This is a genomic window from Mycobacterium sp. (assembly GCF_019247635.1).
GTDB lineage: Bacteria > Actinomycetota > Actinomycetes > Mycobacteriales > Mycobacteriaceae > Mycobacterium.
Genome location: NZ_JAFBAR010000069.1, coordinates 1 through 21,067 on the forward strand (window position 1 = coordinate 1; position 21,067 = coordinate 21,067).

Annotated in this window: 13 protein-coding genes and 2 pseudogenes; 7 read left to right on the forward strand and 8 right to left on the reverse strand. The window is 67.3% G+C overall.

All coding sequences use genetic code 11. The features are described 5' to 3' along the window. Positions 1–1,085, reverse strand: a 1,085-nt coding sequence (locus JO236_RS09920) for an ATP-binding protein (protein WP_293328074.1), incomplete at its 3' end; no start/stop codon positions are given. Between the two features lie 180 nt (positions 1,086–1,265). Here JO236_RS09920 and JO236_RS22505 point away from each other — a divergent pair. Together JO236_RS22505 and JO236_RS09930 are read left to right on the forward strand one after the other, a co-directional pair. After that, positions 1,266–1,697: pseudogene (locus JO236_RS22505) on the forward strand (DUF1778 domain-containing protein); the annotation flags it as partial. Continuing rightward, positions 1,694–2,197, forward strand: a complete 504-nt coding sequence (locus JO236_RS09930; RefSeq protein ID WP_293328076.1) for a GNAT family N-acetyltransferase — start codon at positions 1,694–1,696, stop codon at positions 2,195–2,197. The pseudogene JO236_RS22505 and the gene JO236_RS09930, both read left to right, overlap by 4 nt. 118 nt (positions 2,198–2,315) lie before the next feature. On the opposite strand, the gene JO236_RS09935 is transcribed toward JO236_RS09930, so the two are convergent. The 4 genes from JO236_RS09935 to JO236_RS09950 all read right to left on the reverse strand — a co-directional run bounded on the left by JO236_RS09935 (position 2,316) and on the right by JO236_RS09950 (position 7,979). Beyond that, positions 2,316–4,076, reverse strand: coding sequence for a hypothetical protein (locus JO236_RS09935; RefSeq protein ID WP_293328079.1), 1,761 nt, complete (start codon positions 4,074–4,076; stop codon positions 2,316–2,318). Between the two features lie 101 nt (positions 4,077–4,177). Next, on the reverse strand, positions 4,178–5,563 hold the full coding sequence (locus JO236_RS09940) for a PE family protein (RefSeq protein ID WP_293328082.1): 1,386 nt from the start codon (positions 5,561–5,563) through the stop codon (positions 4,178–4,180). Between the two features lie 226 nt (positions 5,564–5,789). Further along, entirely contained in the window at positions 5,790–6,899 is a 1,110-nt protein-coding gene (locus JO236_RS09945; protein WP_293328085.1) for a PE family protein, read from the reverse strand. Between the two features lie 282 nt (positions 6,900–7,181). Beyond that, the gene (locus tag JO236_RS09950) at positions 7,182–7,979 is read right to left on the reverse strand and encodes a hypothetical protein (RefSeq protein WP_293328088.1); all 798 of its coding nucleotides are present in this window, start codon (positions 7,977–7,979) and stop codon (positions 7,182–7,184) included. 197 nt (positions 7,980–8,176) lie between these two features. Between JO236_RS09950 and JO236_RS09955 the strand changes: the two genes are divergently transcribed. The 3 genes and pseudogenes from JO236_RS09955 (at position 8,177) to JO236_RS09965 (ending at position 12,053) form a co-directional block, all read left to right on the forward strand. Next, on the forward strand, positions 8,177–9,580 hold the full coding sequence (locus tag JO236_RS09955) for a mannitol dehydrogenase family protein (RefSeq protein ID WP_293328091.1): 1,404 nt from the start codon (positions 8,177–8,179) through the stop codon (positions 9,578–9,580). Beyond that, positions 9,577–10,973, forward strand: a pseudogene (locus JO236_RS09960) (xylulokinase). The gene JO236_RS09955 and the pseudogene JO236_RS09960 overlap by 4 nt, the downstream one beginning before the upstream one ends. Further along, a complete protein-coding gene (locus JO236_RS09965; protein ID WP_293328094.1) occupies positions 10,974–12,053 on the forward strand; it encodes a glutamate--cysteine ligase in 1,080 nt (359 codons plus the stop codon). 17 nt (positions 12,054–12,070) lie between these two features. On the opposite strand, the gene JO236_RS09970 is transcribed toward JO236_RS09965, so the two are convergent. Beyond that, positions 12,071–14,011 carry a serine/threonine-protein kinase gene (locus tag JO236_RS09970; RefSeq protein ID WP_293328097.1) on the reverse strand — a complete coding sequence of 647 codons (1,941 nt, stop codon included), beginning with the start codon at positions 14,009–14,011 and terminating at the stop codon, positions 12,071–12,073. A gap of 155 nt (positions 14,012–14,166) precedes the next feature. Between JO236_RS09970 and JO236_RS09975 the strand changes: the two genes are divergently transcribed. Next, a complete protein-coding gene (locus JO236_RS09975) occupies positions 14,167–17,652 on the forward strand; it encodes a serine/threonine-protein kinase (protein ID WP_293328100.1) in 3,486 nt (1,161 codons plus the stop codon). Positions 17,653–17,667: 15 nt separating this feature from the next. Here JO236_RS09975 and JO236_RS09980 read toward each other — a convergent pair whose 3' ends face one another. After that, a complete protein-coding gene (locus JO236_RS09980) occupies positions 17,668–18,462 on the reverse strand; it encodes a DUF5995 family protein (RefSeq protein WP_293328103.1) in 795 nt (264 codons plus the stop codon). Positions 18,463–18,544: 82 nt separating this feature from the next. Here JO236_RS09980 and JO236_RS09985 point away from each other — a divergent pair, with 82 nt between their 5' ends. After that, positions 18,545–20,290, forward strand: coding sequence for a hydroxysqualene dehydroxylase (locus JO236_RS09985; RefSeq protein WP_293328106.1), 1,746 nt, complete (start codon positions 18,545–18,547; stop codon positions 20,288–20,290). Here the strand turns inward: JO236_RS09985 and JO236_RS09990 are convergent. Then, positions 20,287–20,901: a muconolactone Delta-isomerase family protein gene (locus tag JO236_RS09990; RefSeq protein ID WP_293328109.1), complete on the reverse strand. Its 615-nt coding sequence runs from the start codon at positions 20,899–20,901 to the stop codon at positions 20,287–20,289. The genes JO236_RS09985 and JO236_RS09990 overlap by 4 nt on opposite strands. Positions 20,902–21,067 lie beyond the last annotated feature (166 nt).

Consider the following 21,067-nt stretch of genomic DNA (forward strand, 5'->3'; position numbering starts at 1 on the left):
GACGCCGCCTGGCGCTCCATCGCCCGCCGCAGCGACTGCGGCAACGACTTCCGGGTGCAATCGCGCAGCAAGTCATGCCGAAACCGAAGCTGCTCACCGTCTTCGACGAAAAGATTGGCGCGCACCACCTCCTCGAGCGGCGACAGCAACGACGCCGGCTGACGGTCCAGCATTGCGGCCAGCAACCCCGCCGAAAACCGATCCGGGAGCACCGCCGCCACCCGCACCATTTCCGAAGCACCAGCCGACAGCAGGTCCAGTCGTTGCCGCATGGTTACGCCCAGCCGTCGCGGGAGCCCGTCTCCGCTGACGATTGCGCGCCCGCCGCTGACGCTGAGTCGGCCCTCCTCGCCAAGACCCCCCACCAGCTCGGTGACGAGAAAGGGATTTCCGTAGGCCTTGGCGGCCAGATTCAGCAGCGACTCTTCGGCCTTGGCGCGCACGGCATCCTGGACCATGTCGGCGACCGCGTCCGCTGTTATGGTCGCCAATCGCACAAATGTGGCGTTCGCGCGTTGCAGCACCGACAAGGTTTCCTGGACCCCAGGTCCGCCAGCCCCGCTGCGCGCGGTCACAACCCACAGCACTGGCACACCCGGATCCCCGGTGGCCAGCGACCGCAGCGCCAACAGCGTGCCGTTATCGGCCCAGTGAATGTCCTCCAACACGATCGCCAGCGGCGTGCGGGCGGCCGCGACACGTATCGCGTCGGCCAGATCGTGCACTACCCAGAAGCGCAGATCCGCCGAGCTGCCCAGCCGGCGCAGCGCCTCAACATCTCCGACCGGGGGATCGGCGCGCAAAGTGGCCATAAACAGCGAGAAAAACGGCACCGTCTGCTGATACTCGAACGCCTCGCCTAACAAAGTGCGCACCCCGCACTTGTCGGCCAGCGCCAACACCTCCGTCAGCAACCGACTCTTGCCAATGCCCGGAGGGCCCTCAATGACCAGCACACTCCCGCGGCCCTCCGCCACCGCGGTAACTAGCGCGCCGATCAATTTCAGCTCGCCCGCCCGCCCACGGATCGGCGGAGTGAACGGCCGGTGGGCGCCGACATCAGATAGGCCGGTTGAAGACCTCACGCGGATGTCCTGTCTTTGCTTAACGGACTGCTACCGCAGTGCACGTCATTCTAGGCATCCGCGCACGTCAATTGGCCAACAATGCCGTCGATCGCAGGCCCAATAGGCGGCCGGTGGTCACCAGCCGCGGTAGAGATTCGACGTGGAAATAAGTTCCCAAGCCGAGAAGGGGGGCCGTAGTCCGTTACGGCAGCACGGTTGCCGTTGACTTGTACGCCTATTAGGCACACAATCCCTGGTATGGCTACCGAGGGTGAGCGGACGACTGAAAGTTTTGAATTTAAGAGACGGACTCACCCGAAACCCAAGGCTGCACGGAGCGACCTGCCCCTCAAGGCTGAGCGAAAGACTGAGCGTCTTGCAGCGCGCCTGACCCCCGAGCAGGACGCGTTGATTCGTCGTGCCGCTGAGATCGAGGGGACCGATCTCACCAATTTCACAGTCACGGCGGCGCTGGCGCACGCCCGCGACGTGCTAGCCGACCGCCGTCTGTTCGTGCTCGATGATGCGGCGTGGACCGAGTTCCTGGCCGCGCTGGATCGGCCGGTGTCACACCATCCACGCCTAGAGAAGCTGTTCGCTGAGCGGTCCATTTTCGCCCCTGAAGCGTGAGCGCCTACAGCGCGCCGCGTCCGATCAGCGAAGCCGACAACATCGCCGACTTCGACTGCGGCGAACCCAGCCTTAACGAGTACTTGCGCAACCGCGCATTGCCTAACCACATCCAAGGTGCGTCGCGCTGTTTCGTGACGTGCCGCGATGGCCGGGTAGTCGGCTTCTACGCCCTGGCGTCTGGGGCCGTTACACGCGGCGATGCTCCCGGCAAGGTCCGACGCAATATGCCCGACCCGGTGCCGGTGATCCTGCTGTCCCGACTGGCTGTTGATCGCAAAGAGCGGGCCAAGGGACTGGGCAAGCATCTGCTGCGTGATGCGATCGCGCGCTGTGCCCAGGCGGCGGACTCGATCGGTGTGCGGGCGATCCTTGTGCACGCGCTCCACGTCGAGGCCCGCTCCTTTTACGCCCGCTTCGAGTTCGTGCCGTCCCCGACTGATGAGCTGCACTTGATGTTGTTGATGAAGGACGCCCGCGCGCTCGTCGCCGGTACCTGATTTGATTTGGTCGCGAATGTTTCGGCTGGCGGTCGGTGACCGCGTCGGCCGCAGCGGTCATCAGCGAGCGACGTGGATGGTCCTGGCCGGCACGTCATGGCCGACACCCCGCGCGGGATCAATGCCCGGAGCCCGGAAATCCTTTCGGCAGCGGCAGCTGCAACGTGGGTAGCTGGGGCGCCTGCGGTGCCGGCGCGCCGGGAAGTTGTATTGCAGGCTTGGGGAACTGGAACTGCGGCGCCGCCGGCTGCGCCGGCACAGTGGGCAGCTGGACCTGCGGGGTGGGCACCTGGACCTGCGGCGCCGGCAGTTTAGGCGCGGGTAGCTGCACCGACGGCGGCGACGGCAACTGCACCGACGGCGGCGATGGCAAATGGACCGAAGGCGGCGCGGGTAGCTGCACCGACGGCGGCGCGGGTAGCTGCACCGACGGCAACGACGGTAGCTGCACGGAGGGGGGTACGGGCAATTGCACCGACGGCGCCGCCGGCAGCTGCACAGGGACCGGGGCCGCCCCTATCTGCGGGGGTGAGACGGGTGCGAACACTGGCACGCCCGGCACCTGAACACCGGGCACGGCCGGGATGCCCAACGCAGGCGGATTCACCGGCAGCCCCACATTTGGAGCCTGGGGCGCAGGCGATGGAAACAGGATCGACAATGGATCCCCGGGCGGCGACGCCGGTGCCGGCCCGGTGGCCGGAGCGGGGGCCGCGGCGGCTGGCGTGCTCGGGGCGTTGACCACACGGTTGGGCACGTCGGACACCGGCTGCGGCGCACGCTGGGCAGATGGGCTGGCTGCCTGCACCGCCCGCACGGGTGATTCCTCGGCCGGCGGCGCAGACTGCGTCGGCACGATCAACTGCTGCTGCGGGATGGGTTGCAAGGCGACGGTTGTGCGGACACTGAGTGCCATCGCGGCCTCGAGCGCCACCGCCGACACGACGATGACCGCCGCCACCACGCTGCCGACAAGCGCCAAGGGTCGGGAGCGCCGCTCGGCCTTGTCCGGCGTTGCATCGACGAACCGTTCCATCAGGACGGTGTCGGTGTCGTCCTCGGGGTCGGAGACACGGCTGTAAGCGATCGGTTCGGAATCGTGATCGGCAGGCTCGGCAATGCTGAGGTACAGATCCACCATGTCGAGGCCGGAATCCTCCGAGTACGCCAGCGCCGCGTCGGTCGAGTCGACCGACCGCTCGTTCACAGCGGCCAGCGCCGCCCCGCGGGCCAGCGCCATCGCCGGCTCCTCAGGCACACTCACCCGCAGCCGCGTCGTCGCCTCCAGGGCCGAGGTGAGCGCGTCGACGTCCACGCCGTGACCCACGACGAACAGACGCTCGGGGCGTACCGGCAACGTCTCACAGCTCGTGACCATGTCGGCCATCTGGTCGACGACGTCGGAGGAATCGGGCGCGCAGGAGTGCAGCGCTTCAGTGCAGACCGTGGTGACGGAACCGGTTTCGGAGTCGACGATGCCCAGGGTCGCGGATTCCGGCTCGACGAGCAGCATCGCCGTGCGGCTGCAACCGGTGGCGTACCCGGCGGCCCGGGCCAATGCGGCCGCCGCGACAAACGCCGACACCAAAAAGACGTTCTCGACCTTGTACCTGGCCAGCGCGTCGCACAGGGCTGCGGCCTCCGCGGGGTCGCGCCACACCACCCCGGTGGATGTCAGCGCGTGGCCCGCCTCGGCAGCACCCTCCCGTGTGCCCAGGATGGCCGAAAGGACTTGAGCGGCCGCCGTCGCGTCGTCAGGCTCGGTGACTTCGGCGTCGAAGCTGTCTTGGTCGACGGTAGCCCCGTCAACGCAATCACCTTCCAGCACAACCATTTTGATTACGGTGGTGTCCATCGACACCCCAAGCACGACGTCCACTGCCCCTCCCCACGCGTCATCACCACCCAGCTACTGAGCGCTCCCCCGACAGACGCAACAACCATGGTAGGCGCGCGTCGAGGGTTTCGCCCACGCTCTTCCTACGCACTAGACCCTGGCGAGCCGTTTGGACCGAAAAGTATCAACCCACCGAAGCCACCGGGGCCGGCGATGCCCGGGGTGGCGCCGATGCCCGCGTTACCACCGTTGCCCCCGATGCCGAAGAGCAGGCCGCCGTAGCCGCCCTGGCCGCCGTTGCCGCCGAAAGCCAAGTCGGCCGCGCCGAAGCCGTTGCCGCCGACGCCGCCGACTCCGAAGAGGATGCCACCGAAGCCGCCGAGTCCGCCAACCCCGCCGCGACCCGCGGGGCCGACCGCGGCACCGCCACTGCCGCCAGCACCCCCCATGCCGAAGTAGGCGCCGCCGTCGCCGCCGTATCCGCCAGGCCCGCCGGTGCCGCCGCTATCTAGGGCGGCCCCGCCGGCTCCGCCGTTGCCGCCGATGCCCCAGAGCATGCCCGCGCCGCCACCACCCTGGCCGCCCTGGCCGCCGATGTTGTTGGCGCCCACCGCCGCCCCGCCGGCGCCGCCGTCCGCCCCGGTGCTGATCAGGTTGAACAAGATGTTGCCGCTGCCGCCGTTCCCGCCGATGCCCGCGACCCCGTTGGCGAAGGTGAGGCTAGACCCGCCGGCGCCCCCGGCGCCGCCCAGGCCGTAGAGCATGCCAGTCCCGTCGCCACCGTAACCGCCGTAGCCGGCAACGAAGCCGTTCCCCCCGATCCCACCGGCCCCGCCGTTGCCTAACAAGATCCCGCCGCTGCCGCCGAAGCCACCGTCGCCGGCGACGCCCAAAACAGCGGCCCCACCGGGGCCGCCGGCGCCACCATTGCCGAAAAGTCCGACGGCGCTGCCGCCGTCGCCGCCAAATCCAGCCTGGCCGTTGTTGTTAATGGACCCGCCGGCACCGCCATTGCCGCCATTGCCACCCAAAAACCCACCGCTCCCGCCGCTCCCGCCGTTCTGGCCGGGGCCGCCGGACCCGCCGTTGCCGCCGTTGCCCCACAGCAGCCCGCCATTCTGGCCATTGGCGCCGGTCCCGTCGGTGCCGTTGACACCGTCGCCGATCAGCGGGCGTCCCAGCAGCGAGTCGAAGGCCGCATTGATTCCGCTGAGGGGATCCTGCGACGCGCTCTGCAGAGCAGCGGCACTGTTGGCCTCGGCATTTGCATACGAGCCCGCGCCCGCATTCAGCAGTTGGACAAATTGCTGGTGAAATTCCGCCGCCTGAGCGCTGACCGCCTGGTAGGCCTCCGCGTGCGCGCCGAACAGCGTCGCGACGGCCGACGAAACCTCATCTGCGCCCGCGGCCAGCACCGACGATGTCGGGGCCGCCGCCGCCGCGTTGGCCGAACTGATCGTCGATCCGACATTGGCCAAATCCGAGGCCGCCGCCGTCACGTATTCCGGTACCGCGAACACAAAGGACATAGCGACCTCCGAACGACGCGGCGACCACCCGACGGTCGCCGAATAGCAAATCGTATCGTTGTCCGACCGACAGACTCCAGGTGCATTTCAAAGAAGGTTTACCCTGGGCAGTCGGTCTGGCAGCGATGGTCTGAGTTAACTCGCCCTCGATGAGGAGGAGCTAGGTGCGCGCTGAGTTCGAGCTGTCAAACCGGTGGCTCAGCCGGTCCGAAGCTGGCCGCGTTAGTTAGACCCCCGTGATGCCGACACTGAGGGACGGGCCCAGCAACCCCGAGCCGGGGGCGCCGGGGGCGCCCGGGTTCCCGGAATCACTGAGGCCGCCATTGCCGCCATTGCCGCCGGCGCCCAGCGTCGCGTTGCCGCCGTTGCCACCGTCGCCACCGTTGCCGCGGGCAGCCCCTACGGACTGGCCGCCGGCCCCGCCTTCACCGGCGTTGCCGATCAGTCCGCCTCCCCTGCCGCCGCTACCGCCATCACCGCCGTTACCGCCCGTGATGTTGCTGAAGCCGACCCCGCCGTCCCCGCCGGCGCCGCCGGCGCCGTAGAGCACTCCGCCGTTGCCGCCGGCCCCACCGTCCCCACCCCCGCCGGTTGCCCCGAATCCACCGGTGCCGCCGACCCCGCCGGCACCGAAGAACGTGGCCGAGCCGCCGTTACCGCCGCCCCCACCGGCGACACCGAACCCGCCCGTGCCGCCGGGGCCGCCGTTGCCAAACAGCCCACCGGCGCCCCCGCTACCGCCGTTCCCGCCGGTCCCGGTCCTGCCAGTGCCGCCGGCGCCGCCGGAGCCACCGGAGCCGAACAGCCCACCGGCCCCGCCATTGCCGCCGTTGCCGCCGTTGCCGCCGAGCACGATCGAACTGCTCGCTCCGGACCCGCCGGCGCCGCCGTTGCCAATCAGCCACCCGCCGGCCCCGCCGTTTTGCCCCGTCCCCGCGGCCCCAGGGGTGCCGTTGCCGATGAGCGGTCGCCCGGTCAGCCTCTCGATGGGATCGAGCGACTGCGCTGAGGACGCCGATCCTGGGACTAGCGCGCCGGCAAGGCTCTGCCTAAAGTTGGCAACCTCGGTGCCGGCATAGGCGAGCCCACTCGAATTGAGGGCCTGCACGAACTGTGCATGAAACGCCGCCGCCTGGGCGCCGAGCTCCTGGAAGGCCTGCCCATAGCCGGAAAACACCGACGCCACCCCGGCCGACACCTCATCGGCGCCAGCCGCCAGCATCGCCGTTGTCGGGGACGCTGCCGCAGCATTCGCGGTGCTCACCGACGAGCCGATCCCGGCCAGATCCGACGCGGCCGAAGCCAGGTATTCGGGGACCGCCACCAGATAGGACATCGCCATCCTCCACTCGATAGCATCGGAGCCCGAGGCATCAAGTTAACACCGTTTCACCCCCAGGCATCCAGCGCGTCGGACAAAGATTCAGCCTGGTGACGGCGAGCTCGCAGCACTGCGGATAAGAAATCGGGCCCAGCCGATCGGCGTAGTTTTTTCAGGCTCGTAGCTAACCCGTCCGGGTCGGATCTTTGCGGTGCAGGCTCAGCGATGTGGTTCCGCTGGGCCGCCATCCCGCGGGGAGCGCGGGTACGCCACAGACCGAGGGTTTAACCCGCTGGCTCAGCCAGCGCTGCCCGGCGGTGGGTAACCGCCCTGAGGCGGGTAATCGCCCGGCGGCGGGTAGCCGCCCGGTTGCTGCGGGTAGCCGCCCGGTTGCTGGGGATATCCGCCGGAATGCGGCGGCTGCGCGCCGGGCGGGTAGTTGCCTTGCGGCCCGGCGGCGCGCTGTTGGATCATGCCCAAACTCCGCTGCGCCGAAGCGATCCCGCCGGCCTTGAGGAATTGCAGCACGGCACCCGCAGTGATGACCAACGCCGCCAACAGAGCGATCCACATGCCCCAATCCCGGGAAGCGCCGTTCGGTACAGCGAGAAACGCGATAAGAAAGAGGAGATCGCCGAGTCCGGCGAGCGCGAGCGCAATGATCTCCAGCGGGATGTTCGCCGGAAGGACTTTGAGCGCCTTGACGCCGAAGGCGACCGCAACGAGCAGAAAGATCAGCGCGCTCAACATCCCGGTGGATTCATGCCACGCATTGACGGACACGTGGATATACAAGACGTCGACGGCGTACCACGGGCAGAAACTGAGGATGAAATAGAGCAGACCCCCCACCGCGGCCATGAGTCCGCCGGGCGTTATCGCGCCGAGGTCGAGGGACGCCACTGAGCCGCCCGCGCCGGCACCGGGGAACTGATACCCGGGCGGCGGAGCTTGCTGGCCATAACCGCCCTGCGGCTGGCCGTGCGTCGGTGGGGCGTTGTAGCCGCCTTCGCCACCGGGGTTAGGCCCCCATTGGGGGTTCTGGTTCGGTGGGTTCTGGTCTGGTGGGTTGAAGCCACCTGGGTAATCAGACATCGGATATTCCTGTCGTCGTGGCTTTTCCGCGGAACCCAACCGGCACGCCCGGCTGCGATCCTTGTCGAACTGTACGCGGACATCGGCGCCGAGGTAACCGCCTCGTCGTATTCTCACCAAGTGCACGGCGATCTGCGTGTGAAGCCTGCAAACAACGACGATGATGGAGAGATGGCCGATGCGCAGATGGCACTCACGTGAAGCTGAACGCACACAACCTGGGCGCTCTCGGAATCCCGGTCCCGACGTATGACCGCAGCCAGATCAGCGTCGGCATAGTGCATTTCGGGGTCGGCGGCTTCCACCGCGCTCACCAGGCCATGTACATCGACCGGCTGTTCAACGACGGAGTCGCCCCGGACTGGGGAATCTGCGGCGTCGGCGTGTTGCCGGGTGATCGGCGCATGCGCGACGCGCTGCGTAGCCAGGACTACCTGTACACGCTGATCCTCGAACACCCCGACGGCACCCGAGAACCGAGGGTCATCGGCTCGATCGTCGACTTCCGTTATGCGCCAGACGATCCCGAGGCAGTGACAGAGTTGCTCGCCGATCCGGCCGTCCGGATCATCTCGCTCACCATCACCGAGGGTGGATACCACCAGCCGCTGAGCGACGCCTTCGGATTGGTCACCCAGGCCCTGAATCGGCGTCGCGGGCGGGGCCTGCCCTCACCGACGATCGTGTCGTGCGACAACATCGTCGGAAACGGCCACGTGGCACGGCAGGCCTTTACCGCATTCGCCGAATGCTCCAATCCTGGACTCGCACAATGGATGCGAGCAAACACCAAGTTTCCCAACTCGATGGTCGACCGGATCACCCCGGCCACCACTCCGGACGTGGTCGAACGACTGGACGCCGAATTCGGTGTTCAGGACGCCTGGCCGGTCGCCGCCGAGCCATTCGCCATGTGGGTCCTCGAGGACGATTTCGCCGACGGCCGGCCGCCACTGGACAAGGCGGGCGTCCGGCTTGTCGACGACGTGGCGCCCTACGAGGCGATGAAGCTGCGGCTGCTCAACGCGGGCCATCAGGGCCTGTGCTACTTCGCGTACCTGGCCGGCTACCGCCTGGTCCACGAAGCCGCGCAAGACCCGATGTTCGCTGAATTCCTCACGCGCTACATGGACTCCGAGGCGATGCCGACGCTCACGCAGATCCCGGGCCTGACGGAGTTCAAGGACGGGCTGCTGCCGCGTTTCGGCAACGCGCATGTCCGCGACACCGTGGCCAGGTTGTGCGCCGAATCCTCCGACCGCATCCCGAAGTGGCTGCTCCCCGTGGTCCGCGACAATCTCCGGTCCGGCGGCCCGGTGCGGCTGTCGGCGGCGATCGTGGCAAGCTGGGCACGCTACGCCGAGGGCGTCGACGAGCAGGGCCAGCCGATCGAGGTGGTGGACGGCCTCGCGGCCACGCTGGTTCCGATCGCCCGCTCGCAGCGCGACAATGCGACAGCGTTTCTGGAAAACCGTTCCGTGTTCGGCGATCTCGTCGACCACCCCCGCTTCGTGGAGCCGTACGTAAAGACGTTACAGCGGTTGCACCGCGAAGGTGCCCGTGCGACGCTGAAAGCGCTTCTCGGAGAGGCGGACTCGTGACACTGGTCGCCGGCATCGACTCGTCCACCCAGTCCTGCAAGGTACTGGTGTGCGACGCGGACACCGGCGAGGCCCTCCGGCAGGGTCGCGCCGAGCACCCTGGCGGCACCGAAATCGATCCGGCGGCATGGGAATGTGCGGCCCGGGAAGCGATCGAGGCCGCCGGTGGCTTGGACGACGTCGACGCGATCGCGGTCGCTGCGCAGCAGCACGGTATGGTCTGTCTCGACGACTCGGGCCGGGTGGTACGGCCCGCGCTGCTGTGGAACGACGTGCGGTCGGCCGGCGCGGCGGGCGCGCTGGTCGACGAACTCGGCGGGCCGGGCCCGTGGTCACAAGCCGTCGGCCTGGTGCCGCTGGCCGCCATCACGGTGTCGAAGCTGCGCTGGCTCGCCGACAACGAACCACGGAACGCCGATCGCACCGCGGCCGTCTGCCTGCCGCACGACTGGCTGACCTGGCGGCTGCGCGGTGAAGGCGATGTCGCGACGCTGACCAGCGACCGCAGCGACGCCAGTGGTACCGGTTACTACGACGCCGCGACCGACAAGTACCGGATCGATCTGCTCGAACTGGCCATGCGTGGCCACCGTCCCACCCTCCCGGAGGTACTCGGTCCTGCAGCGCATATCAGCTGCACCGCAATGCTATTCGGTGCGGTCTTGGCGATAACGCCGCCGCGGCGCTCGGCCTGGGCGCCGACGAGGGCGATGTGATCGTCTCGGTCGGAACCTCGGGGGTTGTCTGTGCGGTCGCCGCCGATCCGGTCCACGACGACGCCGGCTTGGTAGCCGGATTCGCCGACGGCACCGGGCGCTATCTTCCGCTGGTGTGCACACTCAATGGCGCGCGCGTGCTGGACGCGGCCGCGGCGATGCTGCGGGTCGACCACGACGGGCTGTCCCGACTCGCCCTGTCGGCGCCGCCGGGCAGCGACGGCCTGGTGATGGTGCCTTACTTGGCGGGCGAGCGGACTCCCAACCGTCCCAACGCAACTGGCGCGTTACACGGTTTGCGGGTATCGAACGCGACCCCGGAGAACCTGGCGCGGGCCGCAATCGAGGGTCTGCTGTGCGCCCTGGCCGACGGGCTGGCGCACCTCAGCGCCCACGGCGTCACCCCGCGACGGATCTTGCTGATCGGCGGCGGCGCCCGGTCACGGGCGCTGCGCGAAATAGCCCCCACGGTCTTCGCGATGCCGGTTCATACGCCCGCTCCCGCGGAGTACGTCGCACTTGGAGCGGCGCGGCAGGCGGCCTGGGCGCTGAGCGGATCGCCGCGACCGCCGGCATGGAAACCTCCGCCGACGGATGAACACGCGGCGGGTGCGGCGCCCGCGGTGTTCAAGCACTATGCGCGAGTACGCGATCTGACCGAGGGTAATCCCCGTTAAATGGACGATCTTCCGACCTTCGGCGTCGAAGAGGAGTTCCTCCTCGTCGACCCGCGCACTGGCGAACCGGTGCACCGCAACTCCGCGGTGGCCGCAACGGCCGAGCAACGCGGTGTCGACCTGCAGCTGGAGCTGGCCGGCTGCCAGGTCGAAACCACTTCCAGCGTGGTGGCGACCAGCGCACAACTCGGCGACGAGCTCACCGCGCTGCGCCGCGTCGCGAGCCAAGCCGCCGAGGCCAACGGCGTTCAACTACTGGCCCTGGGGCTCCCGCCCACCACGCCGCACAGCTTCCCGGTGACCGGAACCCCGCGATACCAGCGGATCGGCGAGGACTACGGGATGATCGCACACGAGCAGGGCATCTGCGGGTGCCACGTGCACGTGCAGGTGCCGGATCGAGCGGCGGCCATCCACGCCAGCAACTGGCTGCGGCCGTGGCTGCCGGCCCTGCTCGCGTTATCGGCCAATTCGGCGCTGTATCGCAACGCCGACACCGGCCACGCGAGCTGGCGCAGCGTCCTGTGGCAACGCTGGCCGGCCGCCGGCGCGCCGCCGTTTTTCACCTCCCCCGAGGAGTACGACCGCACAGCGGACATGCTGGTCGACACCGGAGTGATTCTGGACCGGAAGATGATCTATTGGGACGTGCGACCGTCGTCGAACTTCCCGACGGTCGAGGTTCGGGTGGCCGATGTGCCGGCAACGGTCGCTGAGGCAGTGTTGCTGGCCACCTTGATCAGGGCGGCCGTCATGACCGCCCGTGATGCGCCCGCCCAGCACGACCTGCCGCCCGGCGCGCTGCGCGCCGCGTACTGGAAGGCTGCGCACGACGGGTTGGCGGGGCAATCGCTTGATGTGCTCCACGGTCGGGCGGTGCCGGCGCACGAGCATCTGCGTGCGCTGGTGTGGCGGGTGCGCCCGGCGCTGGATCGGCTCGGCGAATATGACCGCGTCGCAACCGAACTCGACCGGGTGGCGACGCACGGTAACGGGGCGATGCGGCAGCTGAAGGCGTGGCGGAAACGCGGCCAGGTATTGGATGCCATCGCCGAAGCCGCCGCGGCCACTTTGAGCTAGTCCGGGGCAGTCCGGCGCTAATCGCCGGTGCGCTCGAACTTATCGTCGTTTTCGAACTTGCCGGCGCAGGACCCACTCTGTTCCTGGTGAAAGCGTCCGGTGAGCAAGGTGATTGGATTCTGCAGCGGTTGAGGCAGCGGGAACTGGCCGTTGCGTTTCAGGTCCGATGCGTCGCCACTTGGGCACTTCTCGGTTTCCGCGATGGCGAAGATCCAGTTCCCGTCGGCGAATACCAGCGGTTTGACCTGATCGGGCGGAGCGTGGAAAAAAGTCATGCAGCGCTCGCCCGTGCGCAGGCAGTCGGTGCGGACGGCCCAGTCCTGCTGATATTTGCTCGCTCCTGAGACGACCGTCTCGTGGTAGCGGCCGTGTAGCGCCTCGGCCGGCGATACGACCCGCGGCGCCTGGCTCGCCGGGTCGGCAACGCTGTTGACGTCGACGTCCCCGGTGCGGGTGAAGGTGACGGTTCTCTTCACCGAGCAGCCGCCGGCGCTGGTCTTGGTGGCTTCGCCGAAGAGCGTCCCGTCGGGACGCGGCTGCAGGATCACCACCATCCAGAACTCGGCGGCGGCGTTGAGGCACGTGTCGGTAATAAGGCCGACACTCAGCCAGCTGCCGCCGACGTCGTCGAACACCATCGTCTGCAGCTCTGGTTTTCCGCCGCTGACGTATGACGCCGTCGCCACGCACCCGGTGGGACGGCACACCGAGCGGAGGCCCCAGGTGGCCGTCGATGGCGTCGAGCCCTTGACTGGGCCACCGTCGAGGCCGGGGCCGAGGAACTCGCTGTAGTCACTCCGGTACGTCCCGGTGAAGGGACCCGTGTTGGGCGCCGCGCTGGTCGGCGCCGCGCTGGTCGGCGGCGCGGCTGCCGGCGAACCGTGCCGCCCGGTGAACTTGACGGCCGCATAGATCCCGGCCGCGACCAATAAAGCGACACCCAGCACGGCGCCCACGAGCACGGGGGTGCGCCGCCGCGGCTGCTTGCCATGGGGCGGCGGGAGTGGTACGAGCGGTGCTGGGCTGACAGGCGCGAGTGGGGTGTATTGGTTTGGTTTGTAGTCCAGCATGGTGGAACCCGGAGCGACTTGGTTGTGCCGCGCGAGTCCGGTTGCCCCCCGAAGCAATTCGTGTTGCAGATGCGCGGTGAAGTCCTGGCAGCGGGCGAACCGGTCGGCTGGCCTCTTGGCCATCGCTGTACTGAACACCGGTTCCAGCGGTGCGAGCTCAGGCCGGCGCCCGCCGATCGGCGGGGGTGGTGCCAGCACATGCTTGGAGATGACCGCCGCGGCGCTGGGATGCTCGAACGGCGGCGCACCGGCGAGAAAATGAAAAGCACTGCAGGCCAACGCATACTGATCCGCACGCCCGTCGATCGGCTCGCCCATCAGCTGTTCGGGAGCGGCATAGGCGAACGTACCAATGGCAACATTCGTCGCGGTCAGACCCGCCGTGTCCTCCATTGGCCGCGCAATCCCGAAGTCCGCCAGAAACACTCGTTGCGCCTCCGACCCCGGATCGGAGATCAGGATGTTCGCCGGCTTGACGTCACGATGCAGCAGGCCGCGATCATGCGCATGATCCAGGGCCGAGCCCACGGCAGTGATGATCTGCATCGCCAGCCCCACCGGCATCCCGCCGGGAAAGCGCTCCCGCAATAACCTGGCCCCATCGGTACCACCCACGAAATCCATCGAGATCCAGAACTGATCACCGACCTCGCCGCGGTCATGGATCCCCAGGATGTTCGGGTGCCACAGGCTGGCAGCGATGTCGGCTTCGCGCACGAACCTGGCCCGGAACTGCGGATCGGCGGTCAGATCGACCGACAGCACCTTCAGGGCGTCGCGACGTGGCAACCGCGGATGCTGCGCCAAATACACCGTGCCCATCCCTCCGGCACCGAGCACTCGCAGGATGGTGTATCCCGCAAACACCTCGCCCACCGCGAGCGGCATGGGCAAATAGTAGGTCGCGCAGCCAGCTAAGTCACAGGAATTGCTCAGCTTGCAGTCCCGGGCGGAGGGAACGCGGTGCTCGAAGCGTGCGGTTGCAGCCGATGGCGGTCTATGGTTGCGCAAGCACATTTTGCCGGTCGCCCTGGGAGGACTCGGTGAAGGGGACGCCGTTCGGGCAGTACCGGCTGATCGAGATGCTGGGCCGCGGCGGTATGGGAGAAGTGTGGCGGGCGTATGACACCGCCACCGACCGCGTCGTGGCGCTGAAGCTGCTCCCCCTGCACTTTGCCCAGGACGACGTGTTCAAAAGGCGATTCCGCCGCGAGGCGCACGCCGCCGCGCGGCTGAGCGAACCACACGTGGTTCCGATCCACACCTACGGGGAGATAGAAGGCCGGCTCTTCGTGGACATGCGGCTGATCAACGGCTGCGATCTGCACACCCTCGTCGCATCCGGACCGCTGGAGCCCGGACGCGCGGCGCTGATCATCGAACAGGCAGCGAAGGCGTTGCAGGGTGTCCACAACGCGGGGTTGGTGCACCGTGACGTCAAGCCGTCCAACATCCTGGTCACCGACGACGATTTCGCCTATCTGATCGATTTCGGTATCGCGCGGGCCGCGGGCCGGGCGGGCTCGACGACCACCGGTGCCATCATCGGGACGTTGCAATACATGGCCCCCGAGCGGTTCGGCGGAGGTCCCGTGGAAGCTCGCTCAGACGTCTATTCGCTGGCCTGCGTGTTGTACGAATGCCTCACCGGCAGTTGCCCATACCCCGGCGACAGCGTAGAGGAACAGCTTGTCGGCCACCTGTCAACGCCGCCACCGCGGCCGTCGAGCGTCCGCCGCTCGGTGCCCGTGGCCTTCGACGACGTCATCGCGACCGGCATGGCCAAAAACCCCGACGAGCGATATGCCAGCGCCTTGGACTTGGCGCGCGCCGCCCGAAATGTGGCCGCCGCCCTGCCCGGCGCTGAAGGTGACGGCGGCATACCGCATCCGCCAGTTCGGGACAACGCTTCGCCCCGGGCCCCGCGGACCGCCCAGGAGCTTCGGCCGGAGGAATTCGGGCGCGCGTCGGCCGATGTGGTGAGCCGTTCGGCCGAGCTGAAGGCGGTGACGCGGTTTTTGATCTCGGCGGGCGCACGCGTCTCCGGTCTCGTCATTTCGGGAGAGGCGGGCATCGGTAAGACGACGTTGTGGCAGGCCGGACTCGACGAGGCGGTCGATCATGGATCGCGGGTGCTCTCGGCACGTGCGGGCGAGACGGAGTCTGTGCTGGCGTATGCGGCATTGGCCGACTTGATCGGGGACGTCGAACTGGACGTCTTCGACCGATTGCCTCCCCTGCAACGCCTCGCGTTGGACCGTGTCATGCTTCGCGCCGACGGCGAGGGTCCAGCTACCGATCAACGTGTGGTCGCCGCCGCATTTCTGGCGGTGATCGAACACCTGGCAATGGAGACGCCGGTAGTGCTGGCGATCGACGATGCTCAGTGGCTTGACACCTCAAGCAGAGAAGCCCTGGCCTTTGCCGTGCGGCGGATGACCGGTCCGGTCGGCGTGTTGCTGGCCGAGCGGACCGAGCCGGACACCGACGTCGCGACGTCCTGGCTGGAGCTCAGGCGGTCCGACGCCGTTGAGCGCATTCATTTGGGTCCCATGGGTTTAGATGGTGTGCGCGCACTCATCACCACGAAACTGGGGCGAACGCTGGCACGGTCGAAGTTGCTGCGGATCGCCGAAATCTCCGACGGTAACCCGTTTTACGTCCTCGAATTGGCTCGCACCATGAGAGACGAACCGACACGCGGCGAGCCATCGTTGCCCCGAACGCTCACCGACTTGGTCCGTCGTCGCATTGGTCGGCTGGACGGTGATGTACGCGACATGCTGTTGGCCGCGGCGTGCCTGGCCGATCCGACGGTGGAGCAGCTCGCCCGGGCGACCGGTAGCAGTGTCGGGCGGGCCGCGGAGCTACTCGAGGACGTCGAAAGCAACGGGATCGTCGCGATCAACGGAAACCGGGTCCAGTTTTCTCACCCGCTCTTGGCGCGGGGCGTGTACACCGAGGCCGCGCCCGCGCGCCGACGCCGCATACATCGGGCTCTGGCGGACGTCGTCACCCAACCCGAGTTGAAGGCCAGACACCTCGCGTTGGCCGCCGTCAGCGCAGATCCCGAAATTCTGCAGGCGCTCGATGACGCCGCAAGCGCGGCCAGGGCCCGGGGGGCACCCGCGGCCGCGGCCGAATTGGTGGACCTGGCAATAAGTCTCGGTGGAGATAAGCCGTCGCGGCGCATGCGGTCGGCCGGTCATCACTGGGAGGCCGGTAACACCGAACAGGCAAGGGAGACTTTGGAGTCCGTGATGGATCGGCTGCGGCCGGGCGCCTTGCGGGCAATCGCACTGAATCTGCTGGCCGGAATCCGCATCTACGACAACAGGTATGTGGAAGCGGTGGACCTGCTCAAGCGCGCGCTCGAGGACGCTCAGGATGCGCCGGCGATGCGGGTGCGAACCTTGTTGATATCGACGTACGCCGAGTTCCACATCGGCGAATTCGATGAATCGTTGCGCCATGCGCGAGAGGCCGTCGCGCTGGCCGAGGAACTCGGCGTGGCCGCGCTTACGAGTCAGGCCCTCACCAATTGGGTGCACGCAAGCTTCCAGCATGGCCCGGGACTCGACGAAGACGCCCTGCGACGGGCGCTGGAACTCGAGGACCGCGACATCGATGTCCCAGTCACCTTCCGCGCCAGCGTGGTCAACGCGCTGATCTTGGCTGGGGTCGGACGCCTCGACGAAGGTCACGCTGAAATGGAGGCGGTTCGGCAGCGATTCCTGGAACGCGGCGCGGAGCGCGATCTGATGGCCGTCGCCGGATACTGCGCGCTCATCGAGATTTGGCAGGGTAAGTTCGACCGCGCCGCACAGAATGCCGAGGATGCGGTGGAAAGAGCTGAACAGCTTGGCGGACAAGGCATCCTGATCATCCCGTTGACGATCCGCGCGATGGTCAACGCCTACGCCGGCCGGGTCGCAGAAGCGCGGACCGACGCCGCCGCGGTCATCGAGGCCGCCCAGCGGACCAACGCTCCACGCATGGCCGAATGGCCCGCCAAGACGTTGGGATTCATCGAGGTGTCACTGGGTAATTACGCCGCGGCGTTGACATCGCTGGCGCCGCTGCTGTCGACGTTCGACACGAACCCGGAAACCGAGGTCTGGTACGCCTGGTACGTCCCCGATGCGGTGGAAGCGATGGTGGCGCTTGGCCGTCTCGACGACGCCATGCCGCTGATCGACTGGCTGGAGCGAAATGGCCGCAGGCGCAACCGGTCCTGGCTGCTGGCCGTCGGTGCTCGTTGTCGCAGTATGTGGTTGGCGGCCAAGGGCGATATCGATGCGGCCGAGCGGATGGCGCACCAGGCGATGAGCGAGCACGAGGCGCTGCCAATGCCGTTCGAACGGGCAAGGACTCAGGTCGTGCTAGGGCGTATGCAACATCGGCGTGGCCGTGAGCACGAGGCAACCGCGACGCTGAGTGCCGCGTTGCGCGCGTTCGAGCAGATGGGGACACCGCTGTGGGCCCATCGGGTCAGAACCGAGATCGCGCGAACCGACGGGCTGACCTGATCCGGCAGTCGAATATCACCACAGCCTGCGCGGAAGCGCGGCCGGCCGGTCCGCCACCTCGTCGAGCGCTCGGATGTTCGCGGCGACCTGGTCGGATCGTTCCTCTGCAAGGATTTCGTGGATTATCGGCACGAACGGCGACGGGTGAAGGTACCAGCTTCCGAAACACGCGCAGGCCGCGTCGCGAACCCCGATCACGTCATCCCTGCCGGCCTGCGGCACGGCGTCCAGCACGCAGGCAAACCTCCATGCATCGTCCCGGAAAAATGAGAGTCCGCCGTCGACGAGGTCAGTATCCTTGTGTCTCAACAATTTTCGCTTTCGCGCAAAGGCGGGCGAGATATGGTCGAGCGCTTTGAGCACACCGGGAACTTGGCTGGCCAGAATGGTATTGATGGCGATGAAGTCTCGATGCAACGGCCGTGACGATTTGGCGCCAATCTCGGCCGCGACGATGCCGAGATCGAGATCGATGTGCGCGTTGATCCCGGTCATCAGGTGCTGCACGATAATGAGCGGTTTGGTCCCGTCCCGGCGTTTGAACGCCGTCTGCCACGACTGCGTCGGCCTACCGCCGTCGCGGTGGGCTTTGACAGCCTCGAAGAAGCGGCCGGCGAATGACGCGTCGAAGTCGACCATCCGGGACCCGTCTTCGAACCTGTTGGCCTCGATGCCGCCGCGAATGGCTATCGTCACCCGTTTGTAGAGCGCGGCAAAGTAGCCTATGGGGTCCTCGGCCTGCTCAGACCAGTCGATGATCGCTTGAATATCGTTGATTACCGTGTCGATCCGGCTCAGGTCGACGTCCAAGCGCGCCTTTCGCCGACTCCGGTGCGTTGGCAACATGCCCACAAGTATCGCCTCCCGGCGCCCTCGGCTCTAACCTTCAAACGTGACAAATGTAGCGATACTCGGCGGCGGTGTCGGCGGACTCAGTGCCGCCCACGAGCTCGCCGAACGAGGCTTCACGGTAACCGTTTACGAGCGACGCGACGACTTCGGTGGCAAGGCCCGGTCGATGCCCTACCCCGGGACCGGAAAAGGCACCGGGAAGGCCAAGCGCAAGGATCTTCCCGCCGAGCACGGATTCCGTTTCTTCCCGGGCTTCTATCGGCACCTCCCCGACACCATGAAGCGCATCCCGTACGCACGATCGACGGTGTTCGACAATCTGGTTCCGACCACCCGGATGATGCTGGCGCAGGATAATGGACGCAACGAAATCATCGCCCCCAGTAGCGCTCCGTCGTCGTTCGACGACCTCGAGGTCGGCCTCGACTTCATCTGGACCCTCTGCACCGGGCTCGGCATCCCCACCGATGAAGCGGGCGAGCTCGTCGAGCTCTTGCTGGTGTATCTCACTTCGTGCGAGGAGCGCCGGTTAAAGCAGTGGGAGCTGCTCAGCTGGTGGGAATTCGTCGACGCCGAACACAAGTCGCGGGCTTTCCAGAAGTTCCTCGCAACAGGGTTAACCCGCACACTTGTCGCGGCGCGCGCAGACGAAATATCGGCACGCACCGGCGCTTCGATCCTGTGCCAGTTGATGTTTGACTTGACCCGTCCCGGCGGGCACGCCGATCGCGTGCTGAACGCGCCGACCAATGACGCCTGGATCCGCCCGTGGATCTCGCACCTGAAAAGCCGCGGCGTCGCGTTTCGCGCCGGCTGCGGGGTCACCGAAATCCACTGCGAAGGAACCCGCATCAGCGGTGTGACCATCAATGGTGCCGAACGCATCACCGCCGACTACTACGTGGCGGCGCTGCCCGTGGAGCGGTTTTGCGACCTGCTCACCGACGAGCTGGTCGGTGCCGAGCCGGCCCTCGATGGTGCCAGAAGGCTCGAAACCCGTTGGATGAACGGCGTGATGTTCTATCTGCGCCAGGACAGGAAGCTGGTCCACGGTCACATCATCTTCATCGACTCCCCGTGGGCACTCACCGCGATCTCCCAAGCCCAGTTCTGGCATGACGTACACCTGGAAGACTTCGGCAACGGGCGGGTCCACGGGATTCTCTCCGTCGACGTCTCCGACTGGGATGCCCCCGATCCCGTGACGAAGAGACGGGCCATGGACTGTTCGAAGGAACAAATCGGCCCCGAGGTGTGGGCCCAGATCATCGCCCACATCGACGACGGCTCCCTGGAATGGGCCAACGTGGTCGATTGGTTTCTCGATCCGGCCATCCAGTTCGGGGGGCCGGGCGAGGTGACCAATGCCGAGCCACTGCTGATCAACAGGAAGGGCTCGTGGGCAGAACGGCCCGACGCCGTCACCCGGATCCCCAACCTTTTCCTCGCCGCCGACTTCGTCCGCACCAACACCGACTTGGCGACGATGGAAGGCGCAAACGAGGCGGCGCGGCGCGCGGTGAACGGAATCCTCAAAGCGACCGGTTCGCGGGCACCACGCTGTGAGGTCTGGAAACTGCGCGAGCCGTCGGTGCTGATCCCGTTCCGCGTGTTGGACGAGGTGCGCTGGCGATTGGGCCTCGACGTGCGACCGCCCATCAAGGTGTCCCGATCGGGCCGGTTGGAACCGACGGACCTGGCGGCGCGCGCGCTGCTGACCACGACGCGACGCACCCGGAGCGCGCTTGCTTCGCTTGCCGCACTTGGCGATTCGGGCGCAGGCTAACCCATCCGGATCGGATCGCTGGGATGCGGGCTCAGCGGGGTGGTCTCGATGGTCATCCAACCCGAAAGTGGCAGCGATTCCACGATGGCCATCAACTCGCCGGGATCGCGGGCCCGCCACAGCCCCAGGGTGCGCGCACCGTCTGGCCCGGCGGGCACCGTCCATAGCCGCGTCAGGTGTCCGCGCGCGGCCAAATCACGGGCACGGTCGGCCTCGCGCGCGGCGGCGGCATCGACCAGGTCCTGCGGGGTATCGGGGGGCACGGTGATGGTCGTCATCACCAGGAACTCCGGGCCCCGGCCGGGTCTGGCGGCGATCCGTGCGCACGCCGGATCGTTCGAATGGACGCCGAGCACCGTGACCTCGTCGGTGCGCCAGATCCGCAGCGGCATCGAGGCGAGGGCCCGCTCGAGTTGGTCTTCGTCGCCCGCGGCGAACAGCCCGAGCGTGCGCCATTCACCCGGCTGCAGCGGTGGGCGCCACAGGCGCAGCAGATTTCCCGTCGCCGCCAGCTCGCGCGCTCGTGCGGCCTCGCGGCCACGGACCTGGTCCACCTCGTGATCCGACGTGCCGTCGGGCACGCGGGTGGTCATGTTGACCAGGAACTCCATGCGCCGTCACCGTGCTTTCAGGAAACCGTGTACAGCTACTGCCCACTGCTTCGGATTGAGCACGAGAAGACTTTATTGGTAGACGCGCCAAAAGTCAGATCGCGGCGGAAGTGTCGGCGGTCTGTCCGCTTCTGGCAACATGGCGGTGTGTTCGGCGAGAACGCGA